This window comes from Serratia sp. CY56464 (genome assembly GCF_052168435.1).
In the GTDB taxonomy this organism is placed as follows: domain Bacteria; phylum Pseudomonadota; class Gammaproteobacteria; order Enterobacterales; family Enterobacteriaceae; genus Serratia; species Serratia marcescens.
In genome coordinates, this window is the sequence record NZ_JBJNMV010000001.1 from 2,221,508 (window position 1) to 2,247,100 (window position 25,593).

A 25,593-nucleotide genomic window follows, 5' to 3' on the forward strand; every position below is an offset into this window, starting at 1 on the left:
GGCTTGTCAGCGCCGCTCGCGTCAGATCACCCACAAATCGAGATACTCGTTGACCGGCATCTGCGCCAGCCGCTGCCGGTCCAGCGACACCTCGAGAATGCGCTGCTGCTGCAGGGCCGGGAACTGGCGCGCCAGGTTGGTTTTGAACTTCTCGATCAGCAGCGGGATGCCCGCTTCACGCCGCCGCGCATGGCCGATAGGGTACTCCACCACCACCTCATCCAGACGGCTGCCGTCGGCGAACTCCACCGTCAGCGCATTGGCGATCGAGCGTTTTTCCGGATCGTGATAATCGCGCGTGAAGGCGGGATCTTCATGGCAGAGGATCTTGCCGCGCAATGCGTCGATGCGCGGATCCTCGGCCACCCGATCCTCGTAATCGGCCGCCGTCAGCCGCCCGAACAGCAGCGGGATCGCCACCATATACTGAATGCAGTGATCGCGATCCGCCGGGTTATCCAGCGGTCCCTGCTTGTCGATAATGCGCAGGCAGGCCTCATGGGTGCGGATGCTCACCCTGGCGATATCGGCGGCGGTTTTGCCGGCGGCCTGCATCTGGCGGTGCAGCGTCATGGCCGCCTCCACGGCGGTCTGGGCATGGAACTCCGCCGGGAACGAAATTTTAAACAGCACGTTCTCCATCACGTACGCGCCGTACGGCCGCTGGAAGCGGAAAGGTTTGCCGTCGAACGAGACGTCGTAGAATCCCCAGGTCGGCGCCGTCAGCGCCGAGGGATAGCCCATCTCGCCGGTGGCGGCCATCAGCGCCAGCCGCACCGCGCGGGCGGTCGCATCCCCCGCCGCCCAGGATTTGCGGGTGCCGGCGTTCGGCGCATGGCGATAAGTACGCAGCGATTGCCCGTCCACCCACGCCAGCGACACCGCGTTCAGGATCGCCTCACGGCTCAGGCCGAGCAACTGCGCCACCACTGCGGTGGACGCCACCTTCACCAGCAGCACGTGATCCAGCCCCACCCGGTTGAAGGCGTTTTCCAGCGCCAGGCAGCCTTGGATCTCATGCGCCTTGATCATGGCGATCAGCACCTGCCGCATGGTCAGCGGCGCTTTGCCCGCCGCCACCGCCTGGCGCGAGAGCCAGTCGGCCACCGCCAGGATCCCGCCCAGGTTGTCCGACGGGTGGCCCCACTCCGCCGCCAGCCAGGTGTCGTTGAAGTCGAGCCAGCGGATCATGGCGCCGATATTGAACGCCGCCTGCACCGGATCCAGCTGGAAACGGGTGCCCGGCACCCGGCTGCCGTTCAGCACCTCGGCGCCCGGCACCACCGGCCCCATCAGTTTCTTGCAGGCGGGGTAGCTCAGCGCCTCCAGCCCGCAGCCGAGGGTATCGAGCAGGCAATAGTGAGCGGTGCGGTACGCCGCCGGGGTATCGACGGCCTCTTTCATTACATAATCGACGATATCGACCATTTCGCGATCGAACGGCGGACGGCCGGTGTTGGCAGACTCAAGCATCATGATTCCCAAAGGCTCCATAGTGAAAACGACACGATAACGATCGGCGCTCAGCGCTGATCCAGCGGCACGAACGCCCGCGCTTCCGGCCCGGTATAGTTGGCGGACGGGCGAATGATTTTGTTGTCCTGCCGTTGCTCGATGATGTGCGCCGACCAGCCGCTCACCCGCGCCATGACGAACAGCGGCGTGAACATTTCGGTGGGCACCCCCAGCTGGTGGTAAGACACCGCCGAGAACCAGTCGAGGTTGGGGAACATGTTTTTGGTGTCGCGCATCACGCTTTCCAGCCGGTCGGCGATGTCATACAGCTTCATCGCGCCCGCGTCCTGCGACAGGCGCAGCGCGATCTCTTTGATCACCTGATGGCGCGGATCGGAGACGGTGTACACCGGGTGCCCGAAGCCGATCACCACCTCTTTGTTATCGATGCGGCGGCGAATGTCGGCTTCCGCTTCGTCCGGCGTTTCATAGCGTTGCTGGATCTCCAGCGACACCTCGTTGGCGCCGCCGTGCTTTGGCCCGCGCAGCGCGCCAATGGCGCCGACGATCGCCGAATAGACGTCGGATCCGGTGCCGGCGATCACCCGGCCGGCGAAGGTCGAGGCGTTGAACTCATGCTCGGCGTACAGGATCAGCGACGCATGCATGGCCTGTTCCCAGCTGGCAGAAGGCGCTGCACCGTGCAGCAGGTGCAGGAAGTGGCCGCCGATGGAATCGTCGTCGGTCTCAGGCTGAATGCGCTCGCCGTTGTGGCTGTAGTGATACCAATAGAGCAGCATCGATCCCAACGACGCCAGCAGCCGATCGGCGATGTCGCGCGCGCCGGCCGCGCCGTGCTGCTCTTTTTCCGGCAGCGTGCAGCCGAGGGCCGAAACGCCGGTGCGCATCACGTCCATCGGGTGAGACGCCGCCGGCAGCGCCTCCAGCACCGTGCGCACGCTGGCGGGCAGGCCGCGCAGCGCTTTGAGACGGTGTTTATAGGCCTGCAGCTCGTCGCGGTTGGGCAACTTGCCGTGGATCAGCAGATGGGCGACCTCTTCAAACTCGCAGTGGCGCGCGAGATCGAGAATGTCGTAACCGCGGTAGTGCAGATCGTTGCCGCTGCGCCCTACGGAACACAGCGCGGTATTCCCGGCGGGCACGCCGGATAACGCCACGGATTTTTTCGGCTTAACGCCAGTCGGGCTTTGCGGGGGGATCGCTTGGCTCATACTGTCCTCATTTGGCTTCTGCGTGAATGGCGCTTATTCGTCGCGCTGGCGAGCGAACAAAGCGTCGAGTTTCTCTTCGAACAAATAGTAGTTGATGCTTTCGTACAGCTCGTTGCGGGTCTGCATGGTGTCGATGACGCTTTTCTGCGTGCCCTCCTCGCGCAGGGCGCGGTACACCCGCTCCGCCGCCCGGTTCATCGCCCGAAAGGCCGACAGCGGATATAGCGCCATATCCACCCGAGCGCTGCGCAGCTCGTCGGTGGTGAACAGCGGCGTCGCGCCGAATTCAGTGATGTTGGCGAGGATCGGCACCTGCGTCGCTTCGGCGAAACGGCGGTACATGCCCAGTTCGGTGATCGCTTCCGGGAACAGCATGTCGGCTCCGGCCGCCACGTAAGCCTGAGCGCGCTCGATGGCCGCCTCCAGCCCCTCCACCGCCAGCGCGTCAGTGCGCGCCATGATCACGAAGTCCGGATCGCTGCGCGCATCCACCGCCGCCTTGATGCGATCCACCATCTCTTCGGTGGAAACGATGGCCTTATTGGGCCGATGGCCGCAGCGCTTGGCGCCAACCTGATCTTCGATATGCAGCGCCGCCGCCCCGGCCTTGCTCACCGAGCGCACCGTGCGGGCGACGTTGAACGCCGATGCGCCGAAACCGCTGTCGACATCCACCAGCAGCGGCAGCGGGCAGACGTCGGTGATGCGGCGAATATCGGTCAACACATCGTCCAGCGTTGAAATGCCCAGGTCCGGCAGCCCCAGCGAACCGGCCGCCACGCCGCCGCCGGAAAGATAGATGGCCTGGAACCCCGCCCGCTGGGCCAGCAGGGCATGGTTGGCGTTGATCGCGCCGGCGATTTGCAGGGGTTTCTCTTTACTCAGGGCCTGACGAAAGGCGAGCCCGGGTGAGCGCAGCGTCATGACGTTCTCTCCGATTAGCTAGATGGAACAGACAGAGCAAGGGGCGGGCCAGGTTGCACTTTGGCGAGGAAAAAAATTAAAAGCGATAAAAATAAGTGAGTTATAAAATTCGCGTCGCCATTGGGCAGACCAAGCGATAAAAAACGTTTCAGTTAACGTTTCAATCGCGGTTTCAATCGGCATATTTGAAACATGACTGAAACAAGGCTACACCTAATGCAGCCACTTTCATTCGGTAACCCACCATGAGCGATCACATCACGCCGTCCCGCACGCCAGACAAACCGGTGATCTGGACCGTCTCCATCACCCGCCTGTTCGATCTGTTCCGGGATATCAGCCTCGAGTTCGACCATCTGGCGATCATCACCCCGATCCGCCTCGGCTTTGAGGAGGCGGTGCAGCATATCCGCGCTCGCCTGGCGACCGAGCCTTGCGACGCCATCATCGCCGCCGGCTCCAACGGCGCCTACCTGAAAAGTCGCCTGTCGGTGCCGGTCATTTTGGTCAAACCCGGCGGCTTCGATCTGCTGCAGGCGCTGAGCAAGGCGCGCAGAACCGCCGATCGGATCGGCGTCATCACCTACAAAACGCCCCTGCCCGCGCTGCTGGAGTTCCAGCAAACCTTCGATCTGCCGCTGGAGCAGCGCAGCTACGTCACCGAAGAGGACGCGCGCGGCCAGATCGCCGAGCTGAAAGCCGCCGGCATTCAGGCGGTGGTCGGCGCCGGCCTCATCAGCGATCTGGCGGAAGAGGCCGGGCTCACCGCCATTTTTCTCTATTCCGCCGCCACCCTGCGCGCCGCCTTCAGCGACGCGCTGGACGTGACGCGCCTGATGCTGGGCGGCGCCAAACGCGGCGGCGACTACGCCGCACGCAATACCCTGCAGCCGCGCTATGGGCTGAGCGATTTACAGGGCGATTCCCCGCAGATGGAACAGACGCGACGCACCATCATGCTGTACGCCCGATCGCCGGCGGCGGTGTTGATCGAAGGCGAAACCGGCACCGGCAAAGAGCTGGCGGCGCAGGCGATCCACCGCGAATACTTTTCCCGGCGCGGCGCGACGCCGCCGTTCGTCGCCATCAACTGCGGCGCCATCGCCGAATCGCTGCTGGAGGCGGAACTGTTCGGCTATGAGGAAGGCGCCTTTACCGGCTCACGGCGCGGCGGCCGACGCGGGCTGTTGGAAACCGCCAACGGCGGCACGCTGTTTCTGGATGAGATCGGCGAAATGCCGCTGCACCTGCAAACCCGGCTGCTGCGGGCGCTGGAAGAAAAAACCATCACCCGGGTGGGCGGGCAACAGCCGGTAAAGGTCGATTTTCGCGTTATCAGCGCCACCCACACCCGCCTGGAGCAGGCGATTCAACAGGGCGATTTTCGCGCCGATCTGTTCTACCGCCTGAGCGCCCTACGGCTGCAGCTGCCGCCGTTGCGGGCGCGCGGCGACGATATTGCGATGCTGGCGGAACACTTTCTGAAACAGTCGCTGGCGGCGCTCGACGTGCCGCTGACGGAGCCGCTGCGCACCGCCCTGGCCGGGTGTTACACCGCGCTCAGTCATTACGCCTGGCCCGGCAACTTGCGCGAACTGCGCAACATGATGGAACGGGTGGCGCTGATGCTGAGCACCGGCGCTGCGCCGAGCGGCGAAACGCTGCAGTGGCTGCTGCCGGAGCTGGCGGCGGTCTCGCCGCCCGAGACGCCGGCGGCGCCCGTCTCCGCCCACGAAGCCCTGGCGCGGTGCGGGGGCGAGCACGCCGCCGCCGCCCGGTTGCTCGGGATCAGCCGCACCACTTTATGGCGTCGGCTGAAAAAACCGAACTGAGCATCAGCCGGCGCGCCGGCCGTCCGAGGCCGGCAGCAGCCGCGCTCGCCGATCGCCCAGCAGGTTCATGCCCGCCGCCGCCAGCAGGATGATCGCCGCGCCCAGCAGCTGCCACGCAGACAGCCGGTGGCCAAACGCCAGGCGATCCACCAGCATGGCGGCGATCGGATAGATGAATGACAGCGAGCCGATCAGGTGGGTCGGCAGCCTCTGCAACGCGCCGTACATCAGCACGTACATCAGGCCAGTATGCAACACGCCGAGCGTCGCCAGCATCCCCCACTGGCCAACGCTGGCCGACGCATGAAAATCCACCAGCGGCAGCAGCATCACCGCCCCCACCGTCACCTGGATCAGCGCAATAAGATGCGGCGGCGTGCCCTTCAGCCGCTTGGCCGCCAGCGCCATCAGGGCGTAGAAAAACGCCGCGCCGAGCGCCAGCGCGATGCCGGCCAGATAATGGCTCTGCTCCCCCGCCAGCCGCGGCTGCGCCAGCACCACCAGCATCATGCCGCCGAACGCCAGCCCCAGCCACAGCAGCTTGCGGGCGGTCAGCCGTTCCCCCAGAAACAGCGCCCCCAGCCCCACCAGCATAAACGGCTGGGTGTTGTACACCGCGGTGGCGATGGAGATGGACGCATAGGAATAGGCGGCGAACAGCAGCAGCCAGTTGATCACCAGCGCGACGCCGCCGGCGATCGCCAGCAGCAGCGTGGCGCGCGTCAGCGCATCGCGTCGCAGCAGCCCCAATACGCCGCACACCGCCAGCAGCACCAGCGCGCCTACCGCGCAGCGCCAAAACACCACGTTGATAACCGGCTGGCCGGACATCAACACAAACCAGCCGATAGAGCCGGAAATCAACATCGCCGCCGCCATCTCCAGCGATCCGCGTTTTATCTCTGCATTCATTCTGCGTTCCTCGAAGCTTGCCCAGAGACATAGCTTGCGGCTTCGCAGGGCGGCTTTCCATAGCATAAAAAAGGCAAATATGCTTAACTGCCTTTTTATCGCAGCTATAATAAATAAAACACCTAACGGAGGCGTTATGGATGATATCGATCGCCAAATCCTGACCATTCTGGCGGAAGATGCGCGCGCGTCGTTGAAGACGCTGAGCGCGCAGGTGGGGCTGTCGTCGCCAAGCACGTCGGAAAGACTGCGGCGGCTGGAAGAAAGCGGCGTGATCCAGGGCTATACCCTGAACGTCAATCTGCAGGCGGTGGGCTACACCTTCGAGTCGCTGGTGCGCATCAAGCCGCTGCCGGGCATGCTGAAGAAGGTCGAGCAGCTGATTCAGGCGATCCCGGAAGTGGTCGAATGCGATAAGGTGACCGGCGAAGACTGCTTTATCGTGCGGCTGGTGGCGCACTCGATGGCGCAGCTCGACCACACTCTCGATCGGCTGGCCGAGCATGCGCAGAGCAACACCTCGATCGTGAAAACCACGCCGGTCAAGCGCCGCCTGCCGCCGCTGCTCTGATTAACGCCGCCGCTTGCGGGCGAACGGGTTGCCGCGCTTCTTCTCTTTTTTGGCCGCATCGGCGGCGGATTTCAGCGCCGCCAGATGCGCCTTGTCGGCCTCCGGCACCGCGCGCTGCTCGATCGGAAACACCGGCAGCGACGCCAACAGCCGCGAACCGTAATTTTTGGTCAGCAACCGGCGATCGTAGATCACGATCTCGCCGTAGCATTGGTTGCTGCGGATCAGACGGCCGACCTGCTGGATCAGGTTGAACGAGGCGCTCGGCAGGCTCTGCACTTCGAACGGATAGCGCTTCAGCGATTTCAGCCACTCGCCTTCGGTGATGATCACCGGGCTGTCGATCGGCGGAAACGCGATTTTGTGAATATGCACCTGGGTCAGCAGTTCGCCTTTCAGATCCAGCCCTTCGGCGAACGATTGCAGCCCCACCAGCACGCTGGCGACGCCCTTCTCCACCCGCTTGCGGTGCTCTTCCACCAGCCGGTAGCGCGGCTGGTCGCCCTGCACCAGCAGCATCAGCCGCAGATCGGTCACGTAGCTGAGGAAAGTCTGCATCGCCCGGTGGCTGCTGAACAGGATCAGCATGCCTTTGTGCTTGCCGCTCGCCTGCTCGGCGCGGAAAAACCGCGCCATTTCCTCGAGGTGCTCCGCCTCGTTGGCGAGCGCCGGTTCATAGCGCATCTGCGGAATGACAATCTTGCCCTGTTCGACGTGATTGAACGGCGAAGAGAGCGTTTCGAAGCGGTCGCCGGCCTTCTCGCTCAGCCCGCTCATCTCCTGCAAACGCGCGAAGCTGTTCAGTGAACGCAGCGTGGCCGAGGTGACCACCACGTGCGGCACCTTGCGCCACAGCAGCTTTTCCAGCTGATCGCTGACGCGAATGCCGACGCAGTGCAAATACAGATGGGTGACGTTATCGCGCAGTTCGCGCGTGACCCATTTGGAGATCGGCGCGTTGGACGACTTGTCGAGCGCCGCCAGCCGCCACAGCTTGCTCATCGCCTCCAGATAGCCCAGCGTGCGGCTCATCTGAATGATCGAGCGGTGCAGACGCATGATGTCGTGCTTGCCGGTCTGCTCGGTAAGATCGTTAAGCACGAACTCCGCCAGCCCGCGCAGCGCATCGGTCAGTTTAAACAGCCGCGCGCAGCTCTCCACCATCTCCGCGGGCAGCTCGCCCATTTCAAAACGGTGCTCGGCCGCCACGCTGTCGCCGGGCAGATAGGCGCTGACCTGATGCTCGAAGATCTGCACCAGCTCACGCAGCTCCTCGCAATGGTTCTTCAGCCGTTCGCTGTTGGCCAGCCCCGGCGGATTCTTCGGCCGGTACTGCGTCATGCACTGCTCGACCTGGCGGACGATCATGTCCAGCTGCAGGTTGGTCGACAGCGCGGTGATTTCCCCGTCGATCTCCAGCGCATCGCGCGCCACCTCCGGCAAATGGTGGCCTTCGTCCAGCACCAGCAGCAATTCTTTCGGGTTCGGCAGCACCGATTCCGTCTCCAGCGCCGCCATCACCAGCGCGTGGTTGGCCACCACAACGTCGGCGCTCTCGATCTCTTTGCGGGCGATATAAAACGGGCATTCACGGATGTAATGGCAGTTGCGCCCCAGGCAGTTGGCCTTGTCGGTGCTCAGCTTGGCCCACAGCGGATCGTCGATGCTCTGCTGATAGTGGTCGCGCAGTCCGTCCCACTCGAAGCGGGCCAACGCCTTGGTCAGTTTCTGGCACAGCGCCTGCTCTTCGCCGCTGGACGGCGCCAGTTCGTCGTCGAGGAACAGCGTCAGATCGCCCTGTTGGCTAACGTCGGTGCTCATCGCCGCCAGGTTGCGCGGGCAGACGTAACGCCCGCGGCCAAAGGCGCCGGTAAATTTCAGATCGGGGATAATCTTCTTCAGCAGCGGCAAATCTTTGCTGTAGATCTGGTCCTGCAGCGCCACGTTGGCGGTGCTCACCACCAGCGGCTTGCTCTCCGCCCGCCCGACGGCGATGCCCGGGATCAGGTAAGACAGCGTTTTGCCGACGCCGGTCGGCGCCTCGATCGCCAGATGGCGCGGGTAGTCGCCGGCCAGCGTCTTCGCCACTTCGGCGATCATCTGGCGCTGGGGCGCGCGGGAAATAAAATCCGGTATTTGCTGCTGCAGGGCTTTGTACCACTGGCCAATCTGATCTTTAACTGCGGAGGAGAGCGCCATTCAACTCTTATCTAAACGAAATGATGGCGCTATTGTCCCACAGACCGCCGGCGACGTCAGCCCGAGTTACGCCTGCGGATCGATCATTGAGGCGCGCCCGCCGCCGAACGACCACTCGTCCAACTGGGTGGTGGCGATCACCACCATCACATCCTCGGGGTTCAGCCGCAGCTTTTCCGCCAGCAGCGCCGCCAGCCGTCGGTAGAAACGCCGCTTGGTGTCGCTGTCGCGCGGCCGCCCGGCGGTGATGTAAAACAGCACGAAATCCGCGCTGCGCGGCCCGCCGAGATAGTCGCGATCGTAGATAAGCTCGCCGGGGCGGTATTGATCGATCACCTGAAACCTGTCCGTCGGCGGCACCTCGAAGGCCTCCACCAGCGCCTGATGCAGGCTGTCGGACAAGGTTTGCAGATAGTCGGCGGACTTGCCCTGATGCAGGGCGATGCGGCTAAACGGCATGGGGCGCCTCCGGTTCCAGCTCGCGCAGGCGCGCCACGGCCGACGCCGCCGCGGGCCAGCCGGCGTAGAACGCCAGGTGGGTGATGAGCTCAGCCAGCTGCTGATGCGCCACGCCGTTGCGCTGAGCCAGTTGCAGGTGAAACGGCAGTTGTTCCACGCGGTTAAGCGCCACCAGCGCGGCGACGGTGATCAGGCTGCGTTCGCGCGGGTTCAGCGCCGGCCGCTGCCAGACATCGTCAAACAAGACGCTGTCGCTGAGCTGCGCCAGCTTGGGGGCGATATCGCCGAACGCCTGTTGCCCGGCCTGGGATTTTGATGGCATCACACTCTCCTGTCAGTTGCGGATAGCCTTACGCTACCCGCCAGCGAGGCGAGTGAAAATCGGGATTTTCGGCAGTCTCAGTTCAGAAAAACGGGAGGGTTCCCCGCCGGGCGGCGGGGCGATGTCACGGTTCCAGCGGGGCAACGCCGTCGAAATGGGCGCTCAGCAGCGCATTCAGCTCCGGCCGCTGTTCCACCCGTTCGGCAATGGCGTACAGTCGCGGGCAGTGTTGCCGGAACCACGCGCGGCCCGGCCGCCAGTTGCACATTACCGCCAGGTACAGATCCAGCGCGCTGAAGCTCTTGCCGAGAAACCACGGGCCAGACGCTCCTGCGGCGGCGTTCAACTGCCGCAATAAACGCTCGCGATAATCCATTACCGCGTTTTTCAGCTGTTCCGCCCCTGCCGCCTGCGGCTGCCAGCGCTGCGGATGGTCGGCATAGGTGAAGGTGGGGTAAATCTCCGCGTTGATGAACAGCAGCCAGCGCAGAAAACGCGGCAATAGCGGCGAACCGCCGGGCGGCGCCAGTTCGGCATGCGGTGCGCGATCGTGCAGCAGCAGGATAATCGCCGCGCTCTCCGTCATCACTTCGTCATTGGGCAGCACTAAGGTGGGCACCTGACCCAGCGGGTTCAGCGCCAGCAGGCGATCGCGCTCCGGGCCGTCCTGCGTGTAATCCACCTCCTCATAGCCCCAGGGGAAAGCGGTCAACGCCAACGCGGCGGCCACGATGGTCGAGCCGCAGCCCTGCGTACCGAACAAAGTATAAGTATCGTGCATGATTCCTCCCGCAGCGGAACAAGGTATCGGTAACTGTAGACCAGCCGCCGACCATCGGCTGAAGAAAAAATTCACCCTTTGCGCGACTTTTTTAATCGTTCGACATGAAAATGAATTTTTTGTCATAAATAGATCACATTACTACGGTAAAAATTCTCCGCCGCCAACAATCAGGCGGCACAGTAAAACAGCAATGCAACTGATGATAAGCGTCTTTCAATCGAATAAAGCAGGGTAACCCATGAAACGTAATCTTCTGGCCGTTATTATTCCGGCACTTTTACTTGCGCAAGCGGCACAGGCAGCAGAAATCTACAATAAAGACGGCAACAAACTCGATTTTTACGGTCGTGTGAAAGCCCTGCATTATTTCTCTGATGATGCCGGCAACGATGGTGATAAAACCTACGTCCGTATCGGCTTTAAAGGCGCGACTCAGATTAACGATATGCTGACCGGCTATGGCCAGTGGGAATATCAGATCGCCGCCAACCATTCTGAATCCGACGGCACCAAAGACACCAAAACGCGTCTGGGCTTCGCCGGTCTGAAATATAAGGATCTCGGCTCCTTCGACTACGGTCGCAACTACGGCATCATTTACGACGTTGGCGCCTGGACGGATATGATCCCTGAATTCGGCGATGATGCTTATATCAAGACCGACAACTTTATGAACGGCCGTACCAATGGCGTCGCCACCTACCGTAATAACAACTTCTTCGGTCTGGTTGACGGCCTGAAATTTGCCGTGCAGTACCAGGGCAAAAACGAAAACGACGGCCGCTCCGCCAGCAAGGCGAACGGCGACGGCTGGGGTCTCTCCTCCAGCTATGAAATCATCGACGGCCTGAGCGTGGGCGCCGCCTATGCCTCTTCCAACCGCACCGCCACGCAAAAGGCGGGCACCTTCGGTAAAGGCGACAAGGCCGATATCTGGGCAGGCGGTCTGAAATACGACAACAACAATGTCTACCTGGCCGCGACTTATTCGCAGAGCCGCAATATCGCGCCTATTTCCGGCACCGCCACCATCAATAATAACTCGACCTCCGTTAGTGGCTTCGCCAATAAAGCGGAAGGGATTGAATTGGTCGCGCAATATCAGTTCGACTTCGGTCTGCGCCCATCGCTGGGTTACGTTCAGCAGAAAGGCAAAGATATTGAAGGCATCGGCGACGTCGATCTGGTGAAATATTTCGACGTAGCGGCGACCTATTACTTCAACAAAAACATGTCCACTTATGTCGAATATAAAATCAACCAGCTTGATGACGACAACAAACTGGGTCTGAAAAACGACGACGTCGTTGTTGTCGCCCTGACCTACCAGTTCTGATGTGATGAATGAATAACCACCACTGCAAACTTTAGCATCACTTGATACCCAGAGTTTTATTTCGCCGGGCGGCTGCGTCCGGCTTTTTTGTTTTTATTTTCCCCGCCAGCGAATCCCCCCGCTTGCCTTGCAAAACAAACGGGTCTACATGTATAGCTTTCCCCCGAGCGGAATCAGCCATGCATAACGACGGACGCTTCGACTACCACAACGCCTTGCGCTACAGCAGCGACGAACTGGCCAACATCCTCAACCACTGTTTTGAAAACTACATCGTGCGTTTCGTGCTCGACGGATCGACCTTCGCCGCCCGCTTCGGCGCCGAAGATCTCAGCCTGAACGACAGCCTGATCGTCACCCACCGCCATGAACCGGTGGCGGTGGCGCTGATCGCCCGCCGTGGCCGTCACAGCCGGGTTGCGGCTTTTTCCGTGCGCCCGGAGATGCGCGGCCAGGGGCTGGGCAAGGCGCTGATGCAGCGGCTGGTGGCGGATGCCCGCCAACGCGGCGACCATCGGCTGTCGCTGGAAGTGATCGAAGGCAACGACGCCGCGCTGGCGCTATACCATCGCGCCGGGCTGCGCATCGTGCGCACCCTGACCGGCCATCAGGCGCCGGCGGAAGTGCCGCCAGGCACGGCGGCGCTGCAGGCGGTCGATCCGCTGACCGTCAGCCACCGCCTGACGGCGGAAGGCGCCACCGACCTGCCCTGGCTGATTGCCCCCGAATCGCTGTTCAAGCTGCCGGGCACACCGCGAGCCTATACGCTCAATCGTCAGGCCTACGCCGTGGTGATGCCCGGCGCCGAGCACTGCTGGCTACGCCTGATCTACGTGCCGCCGCAGCACCGCGGCCAAGGGCATGCCCGCGCCTTGCTGGCCGCCCTGCAAGCGCAGTTCGCCCCTTTGCCGCTGACCGCCAACGTTTTTGTGCCCGAGGTGGCCGCCCCCTTCTTTACGCATCTTGGCTGGCGGCAGGATCCCCTGCGCCAGTTCGAGATGGATATGCTGCTGGACAGCCCACAAAAATAAAACCGAGAGAGATAACGATGGCAGGAAAACAGGCAAGGAAACTCACCCTCGGCGCGGCGGTTGGCGTCGCGCTGCTGACGTTGGCCGGTTGCGCGCAGCCGCCGCACACCGACGCCCAGGCCCAGCAGCGGCTGGCGGATCAGTCGGTGCTGGCGGTGAACTGGTTCCAACAGTCCGGCGAATACCAGGCGCTGGCGCATCAGGCGTTCAACAGCGCGCAACGCGCCTTCGATCAGGCCAAGACCGCGCCGGGCCGCAAAAAGGCGGTGGTGGTCGATCTGGATGAAACCATGCTGGATAACAGCGCCTACTCCGGCTGGCAGGCGCAGCACGGTCAGCCGTACGACGGCGCCACCTGGGCCCAATGGACGCAGGCCGAACAGGCCGGCGCGGTGCCGGGCGCAGTGTCGTTTGCCCGCTACGTTAACGCCCACCAGGGGACGATGTTCTACGTCTCGAACCGCAAGCAGAGCGAATACGCCGCCACGGTGGCCAACATGCAGAAGCTCGGATTCACCGGCATGTCGGAAAAAACCGTGCTGCTCAGCACCGATACCTCCAATAAGCAGGCGCGCTTCGACGCCATCAAACAAGCCGGCTATGACATCGTGGTGTACGCAGGCGACAACCTGAACGACTTCGGCGCCGCGACTTACCACCAGGACAATGCGCAGCGCCGGGCGTTCGTCAGCGAGAATCAGGGCAAGTTCGGCACCGAATTCATCGTGCTGCCCAACCCGCTGTACGGCGATTGGGAAAGCGGCCTGGCTCGCGACTACAACAAGCTGACGCCGCAACAGAAGCTGCAGGTGCGCCAACAGGCGATCAAGGCCTGGCGCGGGCGCTGATCCAGGAAGAGGGAGAAATGCCCCATATAAGTCAAAAAAGGGATTAACGGAGCATGCCGCCGAACCAATGCGGACGTTAGTTCGGCGGCAAGAAGATGAAGAAATACGGATGCTCAAATGTTGAGTTGTGGGTATCAGAAATGTGGGAAATCGGTATCGGCACCGCCCTGTGAGTTAATCCAACAACGCTTCTCGGTGAAACGAGCACTTTCACATCCTTTCAGCAATATCAGAGTAGCTAATCCGTTAATTCTCTCGATTTTAATCGCCCGAACCGCGTAGCAGCATCCGCTCTTTGATTTAATCTGAACGTAACCTAAGCAGGCAAGGCACGGATCTTCAATTTCAAATGGCTATGGGGACTTGCAACACCATTACAGATTTTTTTCAAAACAGACCGCCTGCGGGTTACCTCGATAACGGCCATAGTTCTCGCGTATCCGATATCCCTGAACCAGATAAAATTTGATGGCACGTAGGTTGACTCTTCGAGTTTCCAGCCACAGTTGTCGATACCCCAACCACCGAGCCTGCTGTTCCAAAGCATGCAATAATTTACGACCAATGCCGTTGCCAGGCTCCCGCACATACATTCGTTTCAACTCTGCAACGCCAGAAGTTAATCGACGCAGCGCCCCACAAGCTACGGCTTCATCGGCAGCATTGCGTACCAACATAAAACAACCTCCATCCGCTTCTATAGAAGCAGGATCAAACGAGGACGTACCGCTATCGCCGGTGATCTCAGCCAACTGCACCGACAACTCCGCCATCAGTGTCAGTGCGTCCAAGCTATCGACTTCACTTAATAGTATCCGAAGAGTCACAGCAGTTTGTACATATAGCAGGTGGCCTCCAACGCCCCGCCGTCGCTGGCGCGGGCGTATTGCGGGATGTCGCCCGCCGCCTCGAACCCCAATTGACGGTACAGCCCCTGCGCCGCGCTGCCGCTCAGGGTATCCAGCACCAACAGGCTGCGGCGATGACGCGCCGCCAGCGCCTGCACTTCCTGCATCAACAGCCGGGCGACGCCCTGCCGCCGCGCCTGCGGGTGCACCATCAGCTTGACCACTTCCGCGCGGTGGCGGCCGTTGTCCGGCATCGCCAGTAACAGCTGCACGGTGCCGACCGGCCGGCCGTTCGCGAGCGCCACCAGCATCGCACGCTCTCCCCGCGCGATGGCCGGCAGCAACCCCTGCCAAAACGCCTGCGCCTGCGTCAGCGTAAAGGGCATGACAAAACCGATGCTGGCGCCGTGCGCCACGCTGGCGTGCAGCATCTCGGCCAAGTCGACAATGGCGCTTTGCGCCGCGCCGGCGTCCCACTGTTGCAATTCAATCATGGCTATGGCCTGCAGATAACGAGGGTGTAATGGGCCGGCTCATCGCCGGGGACATGGAAACGGGAGGCGCCGAACAGGCGGTAGCGCAGGCAGTCGCCGGCCGACAGCCGGAAAACGCGCCCTTCCAGGGTCAATTCCAACTGCCCGGACAGCAACCAAAGGTGATGTTCCAGCGCCGGAATCGACGGCAGGTCGTAATCGATCTGCGCGCCGGCATCAAGCCGGGCTTCGATAAACTCGGCCTTATACAGCGCGGCAGGCGGGGAAACGGAGCGACGGTGAAAACCGCTGGCGCGATCGACCCACACCGGCTGTTGCGGCGGCCGCAGCAGCTCCGGCGGTTCGTCTTCGATTTCGCTCAACAGGCGCGACATGGTTAACCCGTAGGCGGCGCACAGCCGGTTCAGCAACGATGCCGTCGGGCTGGTCTCGGCGCGCTCCACCCGCGAGAGCGTCGCCCGGCTAAGGCCGGTGCGCTGCGCCAACTCCTCCAGCGACCACGCCCGTTGCTGGCGCAAATCCGCCAGCCGCTGCGCCAACCTCAGGTCGGCCGTCTCCAAACCGTTATCCATCGTTCATACTCCGCTTAAAAATCCCATATAAGAGAAATAATCTCAAATTAGAGATATAGCAAGCGAATTTTAAAATGTCGCGCAGGAATAACGCCTGGATCACCGCGAACATCACCAGGTGAGGAGAAGCGTTCTAGCTCTCGCGCGAGGGCGGGATTTGTACAAAATTGCCCGTTTCGGCCCCCGGCGGCGCGATCGCCGCGCAGCGCCAGGCGCTGAATACCGCCAGCAGCGGCGCCAGCGCGAACGCCAGGAACAGCCAACGCGCCGCCGATGCCGCGCCCGTCGCGCCGCCCGGATCGTTCAGCCCCGCCAGATTGGCGATCATCCCGGCCAGCGCCGCGCCGAATGCGGTGGCGAACAGCTGCACCGTGGTAATTGAAGCGCCGGCGATATCTTTGTCCGCTTCAGACGCCACCTGCAAAATGCGCGTCAGCAGGTGCGGCCAACCGAAGCCAATGCCGAATCCCACCAGCAATAGCGCAATGACGATCGGCGCCAGCGCCTGCCAGTGGCCGCCGGACGGCGTCGGCATCAGGATCGCCAGCGCCAGCAGGCCTACCAGCACAAACAGCGGCCCGCTGACGATCGCCCGGCGAATGCCCGCCCCACGCCAGCCGGAGCTGAGGATCTCGGACAGCGTCCAGCCGGCGGCCATGGCGGCGGCGATATAGCCGGAGATCAGCGGCGACTGGCCGTGCAGCAGCTGCAGGAAATAGGGCACGAAGATTTCGCTGGTCATGCCGATCACCAGCAACGCGGTCGTGATGTACAACGCCGCCAGCGATGAGCCGCGCCGCAATGCGCCATGCGGCAACAGGCGGGCGCGCGCGTGCGCTTCACGCTTCATCAGCCAGGCCATCAGCACCAGCGAAAGCGCGATGCCCGCCAGGTTGATCCAGGCGCTGTGCGCCAGGCTGCCGGCGGACACCACCAGCACCGCCACGGTCAGCAACAGCAGTTGCGCAGTCGGCAACGGCGCGGCCGCCTGCTGCGCCTTGCCCTTGGGCAGGATCAGGAAGGTAAACGCAGCGTACAGCGCCATGATCGGCAGCAGAATGCCGAAGGCCCAACGCCAGGCGTGCAGCTCGGCGAAAATGCCGCCCACCGCCGGCCCCACCAGGGTGGCGATGCCCCACATCGCCGAGATAAGCGCCATGGCGCGCGGCCACAATCGCTGCTCGAACACCAGGTTGATCATCGCGTAGGAGAGCGCAAAGATCAGCCCGCCGCCGAAGCCCTGCACCGTGCGGCCGATCAGCATCACCGGCATGCTCGGCGCCAGCGCGCACAGCGCCGCCCCGGCGATAAAGAACAGCGAAGCCACCAGATAGGCGCTGCGTGCGCCATAGCCGCTGAGCAACCGGGCCGACAGCGCGGAGCCGAGGATCGACGCCACCACGAACAGCGTGGTGTTCCAGGCATAGAGATCCAGCCCGCCGATATCCTGCACCACCGAGGGCAGAATGGTGGTGGCGACCAGAATATTGATGGCATGCAGCGCCACGCCAAGCGAGAGCGCGATCGCACTGGCCGCATTTTTGCCGGAGAAAAGGTCACTCCAGCGGCTATCGTCATGGGTTATCACGGTTGTCGTCCTGTTTTCAGAGGAATGGCATTGAGTTGGTCATAAGATTGCGTTAAATTTAACAAGAGTTATCTTGGAATAAGTTAGGGCGAGGCGGAGAAATATGTCAAGAATAAACTTGGAAAATAGCGGCGGCACCGCACAATCGGTCAGTGACCGCTTGCTGACGTTATTGAAAACCCGCGGCCCGCAGCTAGCTTCTGACGCAGGAAAGGTGCTCGGCACCACCGGTGAGGCGGCCCGCCAGCAGTTCGTCAAGCTGGCGAAAGAGGGGTTGGTCGAAGCGGTGGCAGAAACGCGCGGCGTGGGCCGCCCGGTGCAGCTGTGGCATTTGACCTCGGCCGGCAACGCGCGCTTTCCCGATACCCATGCGGATCTGACGGTGCAGCTGCTGCGCACCGTGCGCGACAAGCTGGGCGAACAGGCGATCGACGTGCTGATCGAGAGCCGCGAGCAGGAAAACCGCATCAACTACAAGCAGGCGATGATCGGCGCCACCGAACTGCGCGAACGCGTGGCGCGCCTGACCGAGATCCGCTGCCGCGAAGGGTATATGGCCGAATGGCGCCAGGAGGAGGACGGTTCCTATCTGCTGGTGGAAAACCACTGCCCGATCTGCGCCGCCGCCACCGTCTGCCAGGGCTTCTGCCGGGCGGAATTAAGCATCTTCACCGAAGTGCTGCAGGCGCAGGTGGAGCGCGCCGAACACATTTTGGCCGGCTCGCGCCGCTGCGCCTACCGGATTTCACGCCTGTAACACCGGTTTTTGCCCACGTTTTCAACCGGTACAGATTATTCTGCTTGTGCACCCCGCACCTTCCCTTCTAAGGTTGAACTAACGAACATTCAGGCAAACAGCGGGCCTCGCGCCCGCTCTGGCAAATCCGTCGGCGCTTAGCGCAGCGGCAGAGTAACCCCACGGGAGTTGAACGATGAAGAAGCCGCATGCCGGATTCTGGCTGGCGACGCTGGGACTGGGCGTTTGCTGGCTGCTGGCGCTGCTGACTCGCGATCGGCTCAACGGCATACTGCTGGCCGGCGCGGCGCTGGCGCTGATCTTTACCCCTGCCGCCCGCCGCAAAGGCGCGGCCCTGGCCGCCCTGGGCGGTATCGGCATGGATGGGCTGTGGAGCTACAGCGGCGTGCTGCACTACAGCGGGCAACACGGCCTGCCGCTCTGGACCATCGCGCTGTGGATCGGCTTCGGCTGCTGGTGGTATTGGTTGCTGGACGTCGTCAGAGCGGCCCCCTGGCCGCTGGCGGTGTTGGGCGCCGCCGTCGGCCCCTTCGCCTACGCCGTGTCCTGGAAGCTGGACGCCTTGTTGCCCGGCGTGCCGCCCGAGTTCATGCTGCTGCTGCTGGCCGTCGGCTGGTCGATTTACCTGCCGGCCGTCAGCTGGCTGCAGTGGAAACAGCAAGGCCATTGAACGGCTTTCAGCCGCCGGAAAAATAATGCCGAAGGCCATTGCTTATCGGTTGCCCGATCGGGTTTACTGAGCGTTCTAATAATAATCACTCCCGCAAAATACAATCCTATGCTTAGCCAACAAAGCCGTAGCGTCCTGCCGTTGATCGGGGCGTTGTTCACGTTATATATCGTTTGGGGTTCCACCTATTTCGTCATTCGCCTCGGCGTCGCGCAGTGGCCGCCGCTGATGATGGCCGGCATTCGTTTTCTGATCGCCGGTATCGTGCTGTTCAGTTTCCTGGCCTGGCGCGGCCACGCGCTGCCGACGCTGAAGCAGTGGCTGGCCGCCGGCGCCATCGGCATTCTACTGCTGGCGGTGGGCAACGGCCTGGTGACGGTGGCGGAACACCAACATGTGCCGTCCGGCATCGCCGCGGTGATGGTGGCGACAGTGCCGCTGTTCACCCTCTGCTTCAGCCTGCTGTGGGGCATGCGCAACACCAAACTGGAATGGGCCGGCATCGCGCTCGGATTGGTGGGCATCGTGCTGCTCAACACCGGCAACAACCTGGTGGGCAACCCGACCGGCGCGCTGCTGATTTTGTTGGCGTCGGCCAGCTGGGCCTTTGGGTCGGTCTTGGGATCGCGCATCTCGCTGCCGGCCGGGCCGATGGCCGGCGCGGCGGAGATGCTGGTCGCCGGCGTGGTGTTATTGGCAGCCAGCCAGCTGAGCGGCGAGCGCCTCACTCAGATGCCGAGCACCGGCGGCTTTCTGGCGCTGGGCTATCTGATCGTCTTTGGTTCGATGCTGGCGATCAGCGCCTATATGTTCTTGTTGAAGAACGTGCGCCCGGCGGTCGCCACCAGCTACGCCTACGTCAACCCGGTGGTGGCGGTGCTGCTCGGCATCGGTTTTGCCGGCGAATCGCTGGCGCCGCGCGAGTGGCTGGCGCTGGTGATCATCGTGGCGGCGGTGGTGCTGGTGACGCTGGGAAAATACCTGTTCGCCCGTCCGGCCAACGTGCAGGCCATCGACTGCGAACGGCGATGATCACAAAGGGCGGTCTGCGGGCCGCCGTTAAAAACGATTCTTGTTTCACCCGGCGAAGGGGCTATAATTCCCGCTGTTCCAAGCAACCTGCGAAATTATTCCTATGCTGAAAAAAGCGTTCGTCATCGTCATCGCCCTGTGCGCCTTCGGTTCTCTGGGCGGCGTATTCCTCGCCGGGCTGAACATCTACACCCGTTCCACCACCCCGCACGAAGAAAGCGCGCCTGCCGGGGATGCCGCCGCTACGCCGGCGCAAACCGAAACCCTTCAGGCCAAGTGATCGTCCATCCAGCGCTGGCAGCGCTGCTGTAAAAAGCGCTGCAGCTGCCTGACGCGCTCCGACACCTGCGAACGATGCGGGCAGACCAGATTGATCGGCACCGCGTCGCTGCGCCATTCCGGCAACAGCTGCACCAACCGCCCGGCGCGAATATCCGCCGCCACGTCGATCGCCGACTTGCGCACCACGCCGTGCCCGGCCAGCGCCCAGCGCCGCGCTACCTCGCCGTCATCGGTAAAATAGCTGCCGTTCAGCGGCAGCTCGACCAGCTCCTCACCGCGCCACAGTCGCCATTCCACCTGCCGTTTGCCGCTGGGCTGATACACCAGAATGCTGTGCCGAAGCAGATCGGCCGGCGTTTGCGGCGCGCCGTGCCGCCGCAGATAATCCGGGCTGGCGCAGATCAACCGCCGATGCTGCGGCAAGATCGGCAGCGCCACCAGCGAAGAGTCGGCCAGCGGCCCGAAGCGCAACGCCACGTCCACCGGTTCGCGGAACAGGTCGGCCTGCCGATCGTTGATCAGAAGCTGCAGCTGAATATGCGGATGCTGCAAGCGGAACTCATCCAGCCAGCCGAGCAGCAAATTACGGCCAAAATCCGACGGCGCGGAAATCTGCAGCACCCCGGACAGCCCCTGATGCTTCTCGCGGATCGCCTGCTCTCCTTCGGCTAACGCGCCCAGCGCCAGGCGCGCACTGTCGAGATAGCGAGCCCCCTCCTCCGTTAACCTCAGGCTGCGGGTGGAACGCACCAACAGCCGCGCGCCCAGCTGCTGCTCCAGCCTTTTCACCGCAATGCTGGCCGCCGCCGGCGTGATATCCAGCGCGCGCGCCGCGGCGGAAAAACTGCCGCCGTCCACCGTGCGGACAAACACCTCGAGATCGACAAATGAGGTCATCTGCTCCCTCTCTTTTTAGCCCAATCAATTATTAATATTAATTTACAAGTGTTTGCTATTAGGCGGGCTTTTTTCCTCATTTTCAATCAGGAAAGATAGATCCCGTTGAAACTTACCTAAAAAGAGGCCTTAACATGACGATTCCCGACTCCCCCCTGAAACAACAAAAGCTGGTGATCCTGGGCGGCACCAGCGGCATTGGCGCCGCGGTGGCCTACGCGGCGGCGGCGCGCGGCGCTGAAGTGGTGCTGGCTTCGCGTCGTCTCCCTCACGCCGGGGAGAAGAACGACGCGCTGCGCCTGATGCAGGCCGATCTGACCGATGACGCGTCGCTGCATGCGCTGTTCGCCGCCGTCGGCGCTTTCGATCATTTGGTGATCACCGCCGGGCCGTTGGTGGACGCGAAGCCGCTGGCGGAGACTGCCCTTGAACAGGCGCAGGCCGACTTCAACGTCAAATTCTGGGGCAGTTTGCGCGCGGTGCAGGCGGCGCTGCCGACGCTGGCGCCGCAGGGCTCGATCACCCTGACCTCCGGCCAGCTGTCGCGTAAATACCTCAACGGTCAGTTGGTCAAAACCGCCATCAATGCCGCGCTGGAAGCGGTCGGCAAACAGCTGGCGAAGGAGCTGGCGCCGCGGCGGGTGAACGTGGTCAGCCCCGGCATCACCGCCACCGAAGCCTACGACGGCATGAGCGCCGCACAGCGTCAGGCGCTGTTCGAGCGCGTAAGCGTCAGCCTGCCGGTCGGCAGGGTCGGCCAGGCGGCCGACGTCGCGGCGGGTTATCTGCTGGCGATGGAGAACGGCTTCGTCACCGGCAGCGTGATCGACATCGACGGCGGCGGCCTGCTGTAACGACGGCTAGAGCGCCGTCACGCCCTGCGCGGCGGCCTGCTGTTCCAGCACGGTGATAATCTGGTAGGCCGAACGCGGCACCAGGCTGAAATCGCCGATCAGCAGGCGGTCGCTGACCGCCTCATCCAGCATCGCGCGAGCGCCGGCGCGCAGGATTTCCACCTGTTCCGGCGGCGTGCCGGCTGCGGTGATCAACGGCAGGCCCGGCACCGCCGCCGTGCGGCCGATGATTTTCAGCCCCTCCAGCGCCTGCGGCTGCGCGCGGCGCAGCAGTTCCATGCTGATCGAATCGATGGCGGCGATATCCGCCTGCCCGCTGCGGATCAGCTTCAGCGACTGATAATGCGCGCCGGAGGCGATAGCCGCCCCGAAGAATTTCCCGTCCAGCGCCAGCGGCGCGATCAGCGCGCGCAGGCCGTTGTAGCCGGACTGGGAATCGGTGCTGTTATACGCCGCCGTTCGGCCGCGAAAATCCGCCAGCCGCTCGCCGGGATCGTCCGCGCGCACCACCAGCCAGCTGCGGTAATTCGGCCCGTCGCACCCTTCCACCCGGTAGTGGTAGGTGCCGATTAGCTGTACCTGCGGCAAGGTGCTGACCAACGGATAACCGCAGGTTTGGCTGAGCAGAAGATCCTCGCGCCGCCAGTGCTGCGCCAGATCGTCCGGCCAGCTGAGCCGTTCCGGCGCCGCCGGCAACCCCAGCCGCAGCAGCTTGTCGCGCAACACCTGCCAGAAGGATTCGGCCTGCTCCCGGCCAACGCCGTACATCGGTAGAGACACCTGCATCATTTCCCCCTTACCCCGCCGAAGTGGCCGCCAGCGTCTGCTGACGCCAGGCGGTGAGATAACGCACCCAACGTTCGAACAGCATATCGGTGATAATAGCCAACAGCGCCACGACCGCCGCGCCCTGGATCACATAGGCGGTGTTAAACCCGCTCAGGCCGATGATGATCGGCGAGCCGAGCGTCTTGGTGCCGACGGTGGAAGCGATGGCCGCCGTGCCGATGTTGATGATTACCGAGGTGCGGATCCCGGCGACAATCACCGGCGCCGCCAGCGGCAGTTCAACCCGCCACAGTATTTGCCAGGCGCTCATCCCCACGCCGCGGGCGATCTCGCGTGTGGCGGGCGGCACCGATTCGATGCCCGCCAGCGTGCCCTGCAGGATCGGCAGCAGGCCGTACAGCACCAGCGCGATGATCGCCGGCTGTTCGCTGAAGCCCATCACCGGCACCGCCACCGCCAACACCGCCACCGGCGGGAAGGTCTGCCCCACCGCCACCACCGTTTCCACCAGCGAACGAAATTCCCGGCCGCTGCGTCGGGTCACAGCCACGCCCGCCGCCACGCCGATCGCCACCGCGATCAGGCTGGAGATCGCCACCAGCGACAGGTGCGCCCCCACCAGCGCGATAAAGCTGTCCTGCTGATAAATGGGCCGCTCCAGATCGGGGAACCAGGCGGCGAACAAGCCGCGCAGATGATCCATGCCGAACACCAGCGCCAACAGCAGCGCCAGCGTCCAGGGCAACGGATCGCGCAGCAGGCGCCCGATGCGCCCGCTCATGACAGCGCCTGCCCGGCGATCAGATCGTTGAAATGCAACACCCCCAACGCTTCGCCCCGTTCATCCACCACCGGCAGGCAGTCGCTACCGCGCGCCACAAACACCGACAGCGCCTCGCGCAGACTCATGGCGGCGGCGATCGGCTCGCCCCCGGCGACGCCGGGCCGCACCCGCTCCGCCACCGTACCCAGCGACAGCAGCTTGATGCCGCGATCGCTGCGCCCGAAGAAATCGCGCACGAAGTCGTTGGCCGGTGCAGTCAACAGCGTCAGCGGCGTGCCCTGTTGCACCACCCGCCCCTGATCGAGCAACACCAGGCGATCCGCCAAGCCCAACGCCTCGTCGATGTCGTGCGTCACCAGCACAATGGTGCGGCCGGAGAGCTGATGGATGCGCGCGATCTCCGCCTGCAGCGCCGCTCGGGTGACCGGATCCAGCGCGCCGAACGGTTCGTCCATCAGCAACACCTCGGGATCGGCAGCCAGCGCGCGCGCCACCCCCACCCGCTGCTGCTGCCCGCCGGACAGCTGGTGCGGATAGCGGCGGCGAAACAGATCCGGCTCCAGATGCAGCAGCTCCAACAGTTCGGTAACCCGATCGCGAATGCGCGCGCGCGGCCATTTCAGCAACTGCGGCACGGTGGCGATGTTCTCCTCCACCGTCCAGTGCGGGAACAGACCGATCGATTGGATCGCATAGCCCATGCGCCGCCGCAGATCCTGCGGTTTGAACGACTGGATCTCTTCGCCGGCAAAGAGGATCTTGCCCCGATCGTGTTCGATCAGGCGATTGATCATTTTTAACGTCGTGGACTTGCCGGAACCCGAGGTGCCGATCAACACGGTGAATTCACCCTCGGCGATGTGCAGCGTGAGATCGTCGACCGCCGGCTTGCCCTGAAAAATTTTACTGACTTGCTCAAAGTGAATCATCGGCGCGATACGTCCAGGATTGAAACCCAAAATTTAAACAGCGAATCGACGATGACCGCCATCATGACCACCGGGATCACCCCCAGCAGAACCAGATCCAGCGCGCTGCTGAGCAACCCCTGAAAAACGATGGCGCCAAAACCGCCGGCGCCGATCAGCGCCGCCACCACCGCCATGCCGACGGTCTGCACCGCCAGAATGCGCACGCCGGTCAGGAATAGCGGCAGCGCCAACGGCAGCTGCACGCGCAGGAAGATCTGCCCGCGCGTCAACCCCATGCCGGTGGCGGACTCAATCACGCCGGCCGGCACGCTTTGCAGCCCCGCCACCACACTGCGCACCAGCGGCAACAGCGCGTACAGCACCAGCGCCACGATCGCCGGCGCCATGCCGATACCGCTGACGCCGTGCTCCGCCAGCCAGGGCACCGCCGTCGCCAGCCCCGCCAACGGCGCGATCAGCAGGCCGAACAGCGCGATGGACGGCACAGTCTGGATAATGTTCAGCGCGGAGAAAATCGGCCGCTGCCAGCGTTCGGAACGAAAGCACAGCACCCCGAGCGGCACGCCGATCGCCAGCGCCGGGGCCATCGTCGCCAGCAGAATGGTCAGATGCTGGAACAACGCGGCGTCAAACACCTCCTGCCGATTATGGTACTCCTTCAGCAGCGACAGCTGATCGAGCTGATGGCCGAACAGCAGCAGCGCCGGCGGCACCAGCACCAGCGCGTTGCCCAGCATCCGCCGCAGATGCGACGCGGTGAGGCGCGTCATGGCGTCGGCGGCGATCAGCAGGCTCAGCGCCATCGTCAGCCAGCAGCCGCTGCCCCAGGAGGTGCGCGCCAGGCGCGATCCCTCCTGCGCCAGACGCCCGGCGGCCTGCCCGCTGATCCAGAACGCCAGCGTCAGCACCCCGCAGGCGGCCAGCGCCGTCAGCAGCGCCCGTCCCCGCGTCGGCGGCAACAGGCTGAGGATCGCTAACGCCGCCAGCGGCAACAGCAGCCACAGCGCCGGGCCGTGCAACAGGGAGAATAAGGACAGGCTTTTACCCGACAGCAGACGATTGGGGGCATAACTGAGGAACGGCAGGCCGAAGGCGGCCAGCAGCAACAGCATGAACAGCGTCAACAAGACGCGATGTTTTACGGCGATAGTCAAAGAAACGCTCCGGCTCCCTCGGTTTACCCCCTCTC

27 protein-coding genes are annotated in these 25,593 nt (G+C 63.2%); 10 read left to right on the forward strand and 17 right to left on the reverse strand.

Going from position 1 to position 25,593, the window contains the following annotated elements:
- Positions 1-21: 21 nt before the first annotated feature.
- Genes ACJ8KE_RS10765 through prpB form a run of 3 tightly spaced genes read right to left on the reverse strand, consistent with a single transcriptional unit; the run spans position 22 to position 3,611 of the window.
- Complete coding sequence (locus tag ACJ8KE_RS10765) at positions 22-1,473, reverse strand: bifunctional 2-methylcitrate dehydratase/aconitate hydratase (protein WP_115436699.1); 1,452 nt, start codon at positions 1,471-1,473, stop codon at positions 22-24.
- Positions 1,474-1,523: 50 nt separating this feature from the next.
- Entirely contained in the window at positions 1,524-2,687 is a 1,164-nt protein-coding gene (gene prpC / locus ACJ8KE_RS10770) for a bifunctional 2-methylcitrate synthase/citrate synthase (protein ID WP_016928534.1), read from the reverse strand.
- Between the two features lie 33 nt (positions 2,688-2,720).
- A complete protein-coding gene (gene prpB, locus ACJ8KE_RS10775) occupies positions 2,721-3,611 on the reverse strand; it encodes a methylisocitrate lyase (protein ID WP_016928535.1) in 891 nt (296 codons plus the stop codon).
- Positions 3,612-3,856: 245 nt separating this feature from the next.
- On the opposite strand from prpB, the gene prpR reads away from it, so the two are divergent.
- Positions 3,857-5,443 (forward strand): propionate catabolism operon regulatory protein PrpR, encoded by a 1,587-nt coding sequence (gene prpR, locus ACJ8KE_RS10780; protein WP_079449505.1) that lies wholly within the window; start codon positions 3,857-3,859, stop codon positions 5,441-5,443.
- Between the two features lie 3 nt (positions 5,444-5,446).
- Here the strand turns inward: prpR and ACJ8KE_RS10785 are convergent, their stop codons facing one another.
- A complete protein-coding gene (locus ACJ8KE_RS10785; RefSeq protein WP_116403696.1) occupies positions 5,447-6,355 on the reverse strand; it encodes a DMT family transporter in 909 nt (302 codons plus the stop codon).
- Between the two features lie 136 nt (positions 6,356-6,491).
- Between ACJ8KE_RS10785 and ACJ8KE_RS10790 the strand changes: the two genes are divergently transcribed.
- The gene (locus tag ACJ8KE_RS10790; RefSeq protein ID WP_261419818.1) at positions 6,492-6,926 is read left to right on the forward strand and encodes an Lrp/AsnC family transcriptional regulator; all 435 of its coding nucleotides are present in this window, start codon (positions 6,492-6,494) and stop codon (positions 6,924-6,926) included.
- Here ACJ8KE_RS10790 and dinG read toward each other — a convergent pair whose 3' ends face one another.
- The 4 genes from dinG to ACJ8KE_RS10810 form a co-directional block, all read right to left on the reverse strand.
- Positions 6,927-9,125: an ATP-dependent DNA helicase DinG gene (gene dinG / locus ACJ8KE_RS10795; RefSeq protein ID WP_033642371.1), complete on the reverse strand. Its 2,199-nt coding sequence runs from the start codon at positions 9,123-9,125 to the stop codon at positions 6,927-6,929.
- Between the two features lie 66 nt (positions 9,126-9,191).
- Positions 9,192-9,584 carry a tautomerase family protein gene (locus ACJ8KE_RS10800; protein ID WP_016928540.1) on the reverse strand — a complete coding sequence of 131 codons (393 nt, stop codon included), beginning with the start codon at positions 9,582-9,584 and terminating at the stop codon, positions 9,192-9,194.
- A complete protein-coding gene (locus ACJ8KE_RS10805) occupies positions 9,574-9,906 on the reverse strand; it encodes a carboxymuconolactone decarboxylase family protein (RefSeq protein WP_016928541.1) in 333 nt (110 codons plus the stop codon). Before ACJ8KE_RS10805 ends, ACJ8KE_RS10800 begins: the two co-directional genes overlap by 11 nt.
- Positions 9,907-10,030: 124 nt before the next feature.
- On the reverse strand, positions 10,031-10,687 hold the full coding sequence (locus ACJ8KE_RS10810) for a glutathione S-transferase family protein (RefSeq protein WP_033640943.1): 657 nt from the start codon (positions 10,685-10,687) through the stop codon (positions 10,031-10,033).
- A gap of 241 nt (positions 10,688-10,928) precedes the next feature.
- On the opposite strand from ACJ8KE_RS10810, the gene ompC reads away from it, so the two are divergent.
- The 3 genes from ompC to ACJ8KE_RS10825 all read left to right on the forward strand — a co-directional run bounded on the left by ompC (position 10,929) and on the right by ACJ8KE_RS10825 (position 13,905).
- On the forward strand, positions 10,929-12,026 hold the full coding sequence (gene ompC, locus ACJ8KE_RS10815) for a porin OmpC (RefSeq protein WP_004939326.1): 1,098 nt from the start codon (positions 10,929-10,931) through the stop codon (positions 12,024-12,026).
- A 179-nt stretch (positions 12,027-12,205) separates the two neighbouring features.
- On the forward strand, positions 12,206-13,057 hold the full coding sequence (locus tag ACJ8KE_RS10820; RefSeq protein WP_033640944.1) for a GNAT family N-acetyltransferase: 852 nt from the start codon (positions 12,206-12,208) through the stop codon (positions 13,055-13,057).
- A gap of 17 nt (positions 13,058-13,074) precedes the next feature.
- Positions 13,075-13,905 carry a 5'-nucleotidase, lipoprotein e(P4) family gene (locus ACJ8KE_RS10825; RefSeq protein WP_079449506.1) on the forward strand — a complete coding sequence of 277 codons (831 nt, stop codon included), beginning with the start codon at positions 13,075-13,077 and terminating at the stop codon, positions 13,903-13,905.
- Positions 13,906-14,279: 374 nt separating this feature from the next.
- On the opposite strand, the gene ACJ8KE_RS10830 is transcribed toward ACJ8KE_RS10825, so the two are convergent.
- From ACJ8KE_RS10830 to ACJ8KE_RS10845, 4 genes are all read right to left on the reverse strand, one after another.
- Positions 14,280-14,696: a GNAT family N-acetyltransferase gene (locus ACJ8KE_RS10830; RefSeq protein ID WP_306376681.1), complete on the reverse strand. Its 417-nt coding sequence runs from the start codon at positions 14,694-14,696 to the stop codon at positions 14,280-14,282.
- A gap of 32 nt (positions 14,697-14,728) precedes the next feature.
- The gene (locus ACJ8KE_RS10835) at positions 14,729-15,247 is read right to left on the reverse strand and encodes a GNAT family N-acetyltransferase (protein ID WP_016928545.1); all 519 of its coding nucleotides are present in this window, start codon (positions 15,245-15,247) and stop codon (positions 14,729-14,731) included.
- A gap of 2 nt (positions 15,248-15,249) precedes the next feature.
- On the reverse strand, positions 15,250-15,819 hold the full coding sequence (locus tag ACJ8KE_RS10840) for a helix-turn-helix domain-containing protein (RefSeq protein ID WP_016928546.1): 570 nt from the start codon (positions 15,817-15,819) through the stop codon (positions 15,250-15,252).
- A 133-nt stretch (positions 15,820-15,952) separates the two neighbouring features.
- A complete protein-coding gene (locus tag ACJ8KE_RS10845) occupies positions 15,953-17,407 on the reverse strand; it encodes an MFS transporter (RefSeq protein WP_079450956.1) in 1,455 nt (484 codons plus the stop codon).
- Between the two features lie 103 nt (positions 17,408-17,510).
- Here ACJ8KE_RS10845 and ACJ8KE_RS10850 point away from each other — a divergent pair, with 103 nt between their 5' ends.
- The 4 genes from ACJ8KE_RS10850 to ACJ8KE_RS10865 all read left to right on the forward strand — a co-directional run bounded on the left by ACJ8KE_RS10850 (position 17,511) and on the right by ACJ8KE_RS10865 (position 20,146).
- Complete coding sequence (locus ACJ8KE_RS10850) at positions 17,511-18,164, forward strand: helix-turn-helix transcriptional regulator (protein WP_028127924.1); 654 nt, start codon at positions 17,511-17,513, stop codon at positions 18,162-18,164.
- A 175-nt stretch (positions 18,165-18,339) separates the two neighbouring features.
- A complete protein-coding gene (locus ACJ8KE_RS10855; RefSeq protein ID WP_015377128.1) occupies positions 18,340-18,834 on the forward strand; it encodes a DUF2878 domain-containing protein in 495 nt (164 codons plus the stop codon).
- Positions 18,835-18,942: 108 nt separating this feature from the next.
- The gene (gene yedA, locus ACJ8KE_RS10860; RefSeq protein WP_028127923.1) at positions 18,943-19,866 is read left to right on the forward strand and encodes a drug/metabolite exporter YedA; all 924 of its coding nucleotides are present in this window, start codon (positions 18,943-18,945) and stop codon (positions 19,864-19,866) included.
- Between the two features lie 103 nt (positions 19,867-19,969).
- On the forward strand, positions 19,970-20,146 hold the full coding sequence (locus ACJ8KE_RS10865) for a hypothetical protein (protein ID WP_016928550.1): 177 nt from the start codon (positions 19,970-19,972) through the stop codon (positions 20,144-20,146).
- Here the strand turns inward: ACJ8KE_RS10865 and ACJ8KE_RS10870 are convergent.
- Positions 20,134-21,045, reverse strand: coding sequence for a LysR family transcriptional regulator (locus tag ACJ8KE_RS10870; RefSeq protein WP_110146795.1), 912 nt, complete (start codon positions 21,043-21,045; stop codon positions 20,134-20,136). The genes ACJ8KE_RS10865 and ACJ8KE_RS10870 overlap by 13 nt on opposite strands.
- 134 nt (positions 21,046-21,179) lie before the next feature.
- Between ACJ8KE_RS10870 and ACJ8KE_RS10875 the strand changes: the two genes are divergently transcribed.
- Positions 21,180-21,899 carry an SDR family oxidoreductase gene (locus tag ACJ8KE_RS10875; protein ID WP_016928553.1) on the forward strand — a complete coding sequence of 240 codons (720 nt, stop codon included), beginning with the start codon at positions 21,180-21,182 and terminating at the stop codon, positions 21,897-21,899.
- 6 nt (positions 21,900-21,905) lie between these two features.
- Here the strand turns inward: ACJ8KE_RS10875 and ACJ8KE_RS10880 are convergent, their stop codons facing one another.
- The 4 genes from ACJ8KE_RS10880 to ACJ8KE_RS10895 are packed head-to-tail and all read right to left on the reverse strand — an operon-like array spanning position 21,906 to position 25,558.
- Positions 21,906-22,667: a phosphate/phosphite/phosphonate ABC transporter substrate-binding protein gene (locus ACJ8KE_RS10880; protein ID WP_079449511.1), complete on the reverse strand. Its 762-nt coding sequence runs from the start codon at positions 22,665-22,667 to the stop codon at positions 21,906-21,908.
- A gap of 28 nt (positions 22,668-22,695) precedes the next feature.
- Entirely contained in the window at positions 22,696-23,469 is a 774-nt protein-coding gene (locus tag ACJ8KE_RS10885) for an ABC transporter permease (protein ID WP_016928555.1), read from the reverse strand.
- Positions 23,466-24,401 (reverse strand): ABC transporter ATP-binding protein, encoded by a 936-nt coding sequence (locus ACJ8KE_RS10890; protein WP_016928556.1) that lies wholly within the window; start codon positions 24,399-24,401, stop codon positions 23,466-23,468. The genes ACJ8KE_RS10885 and ACJ8KE_RS10890 overlap by 4 nt, the downstream gene beginning before the upstream one ends.
- Positions 24,398-25,558 carry an ABC transporter permease gene (locus ACJ8KE_RS10895; RefSeq protein ID WP_049299506.1) on the reverse strand — a complete coding sequence of 387 codons (1,161 nt, stop codon included), beginning with the start codon at positions 25,556-25,558 and terminating at the stop codon, positions 24,398-24,400. Before ACJ8KE_RS10895 ends, ACJ8KE_RS10890 begins: the two co-directional genes overlap by 4 nt.
- Positions 25,559-25,593 lie beyond the last annotated feature (35 nt).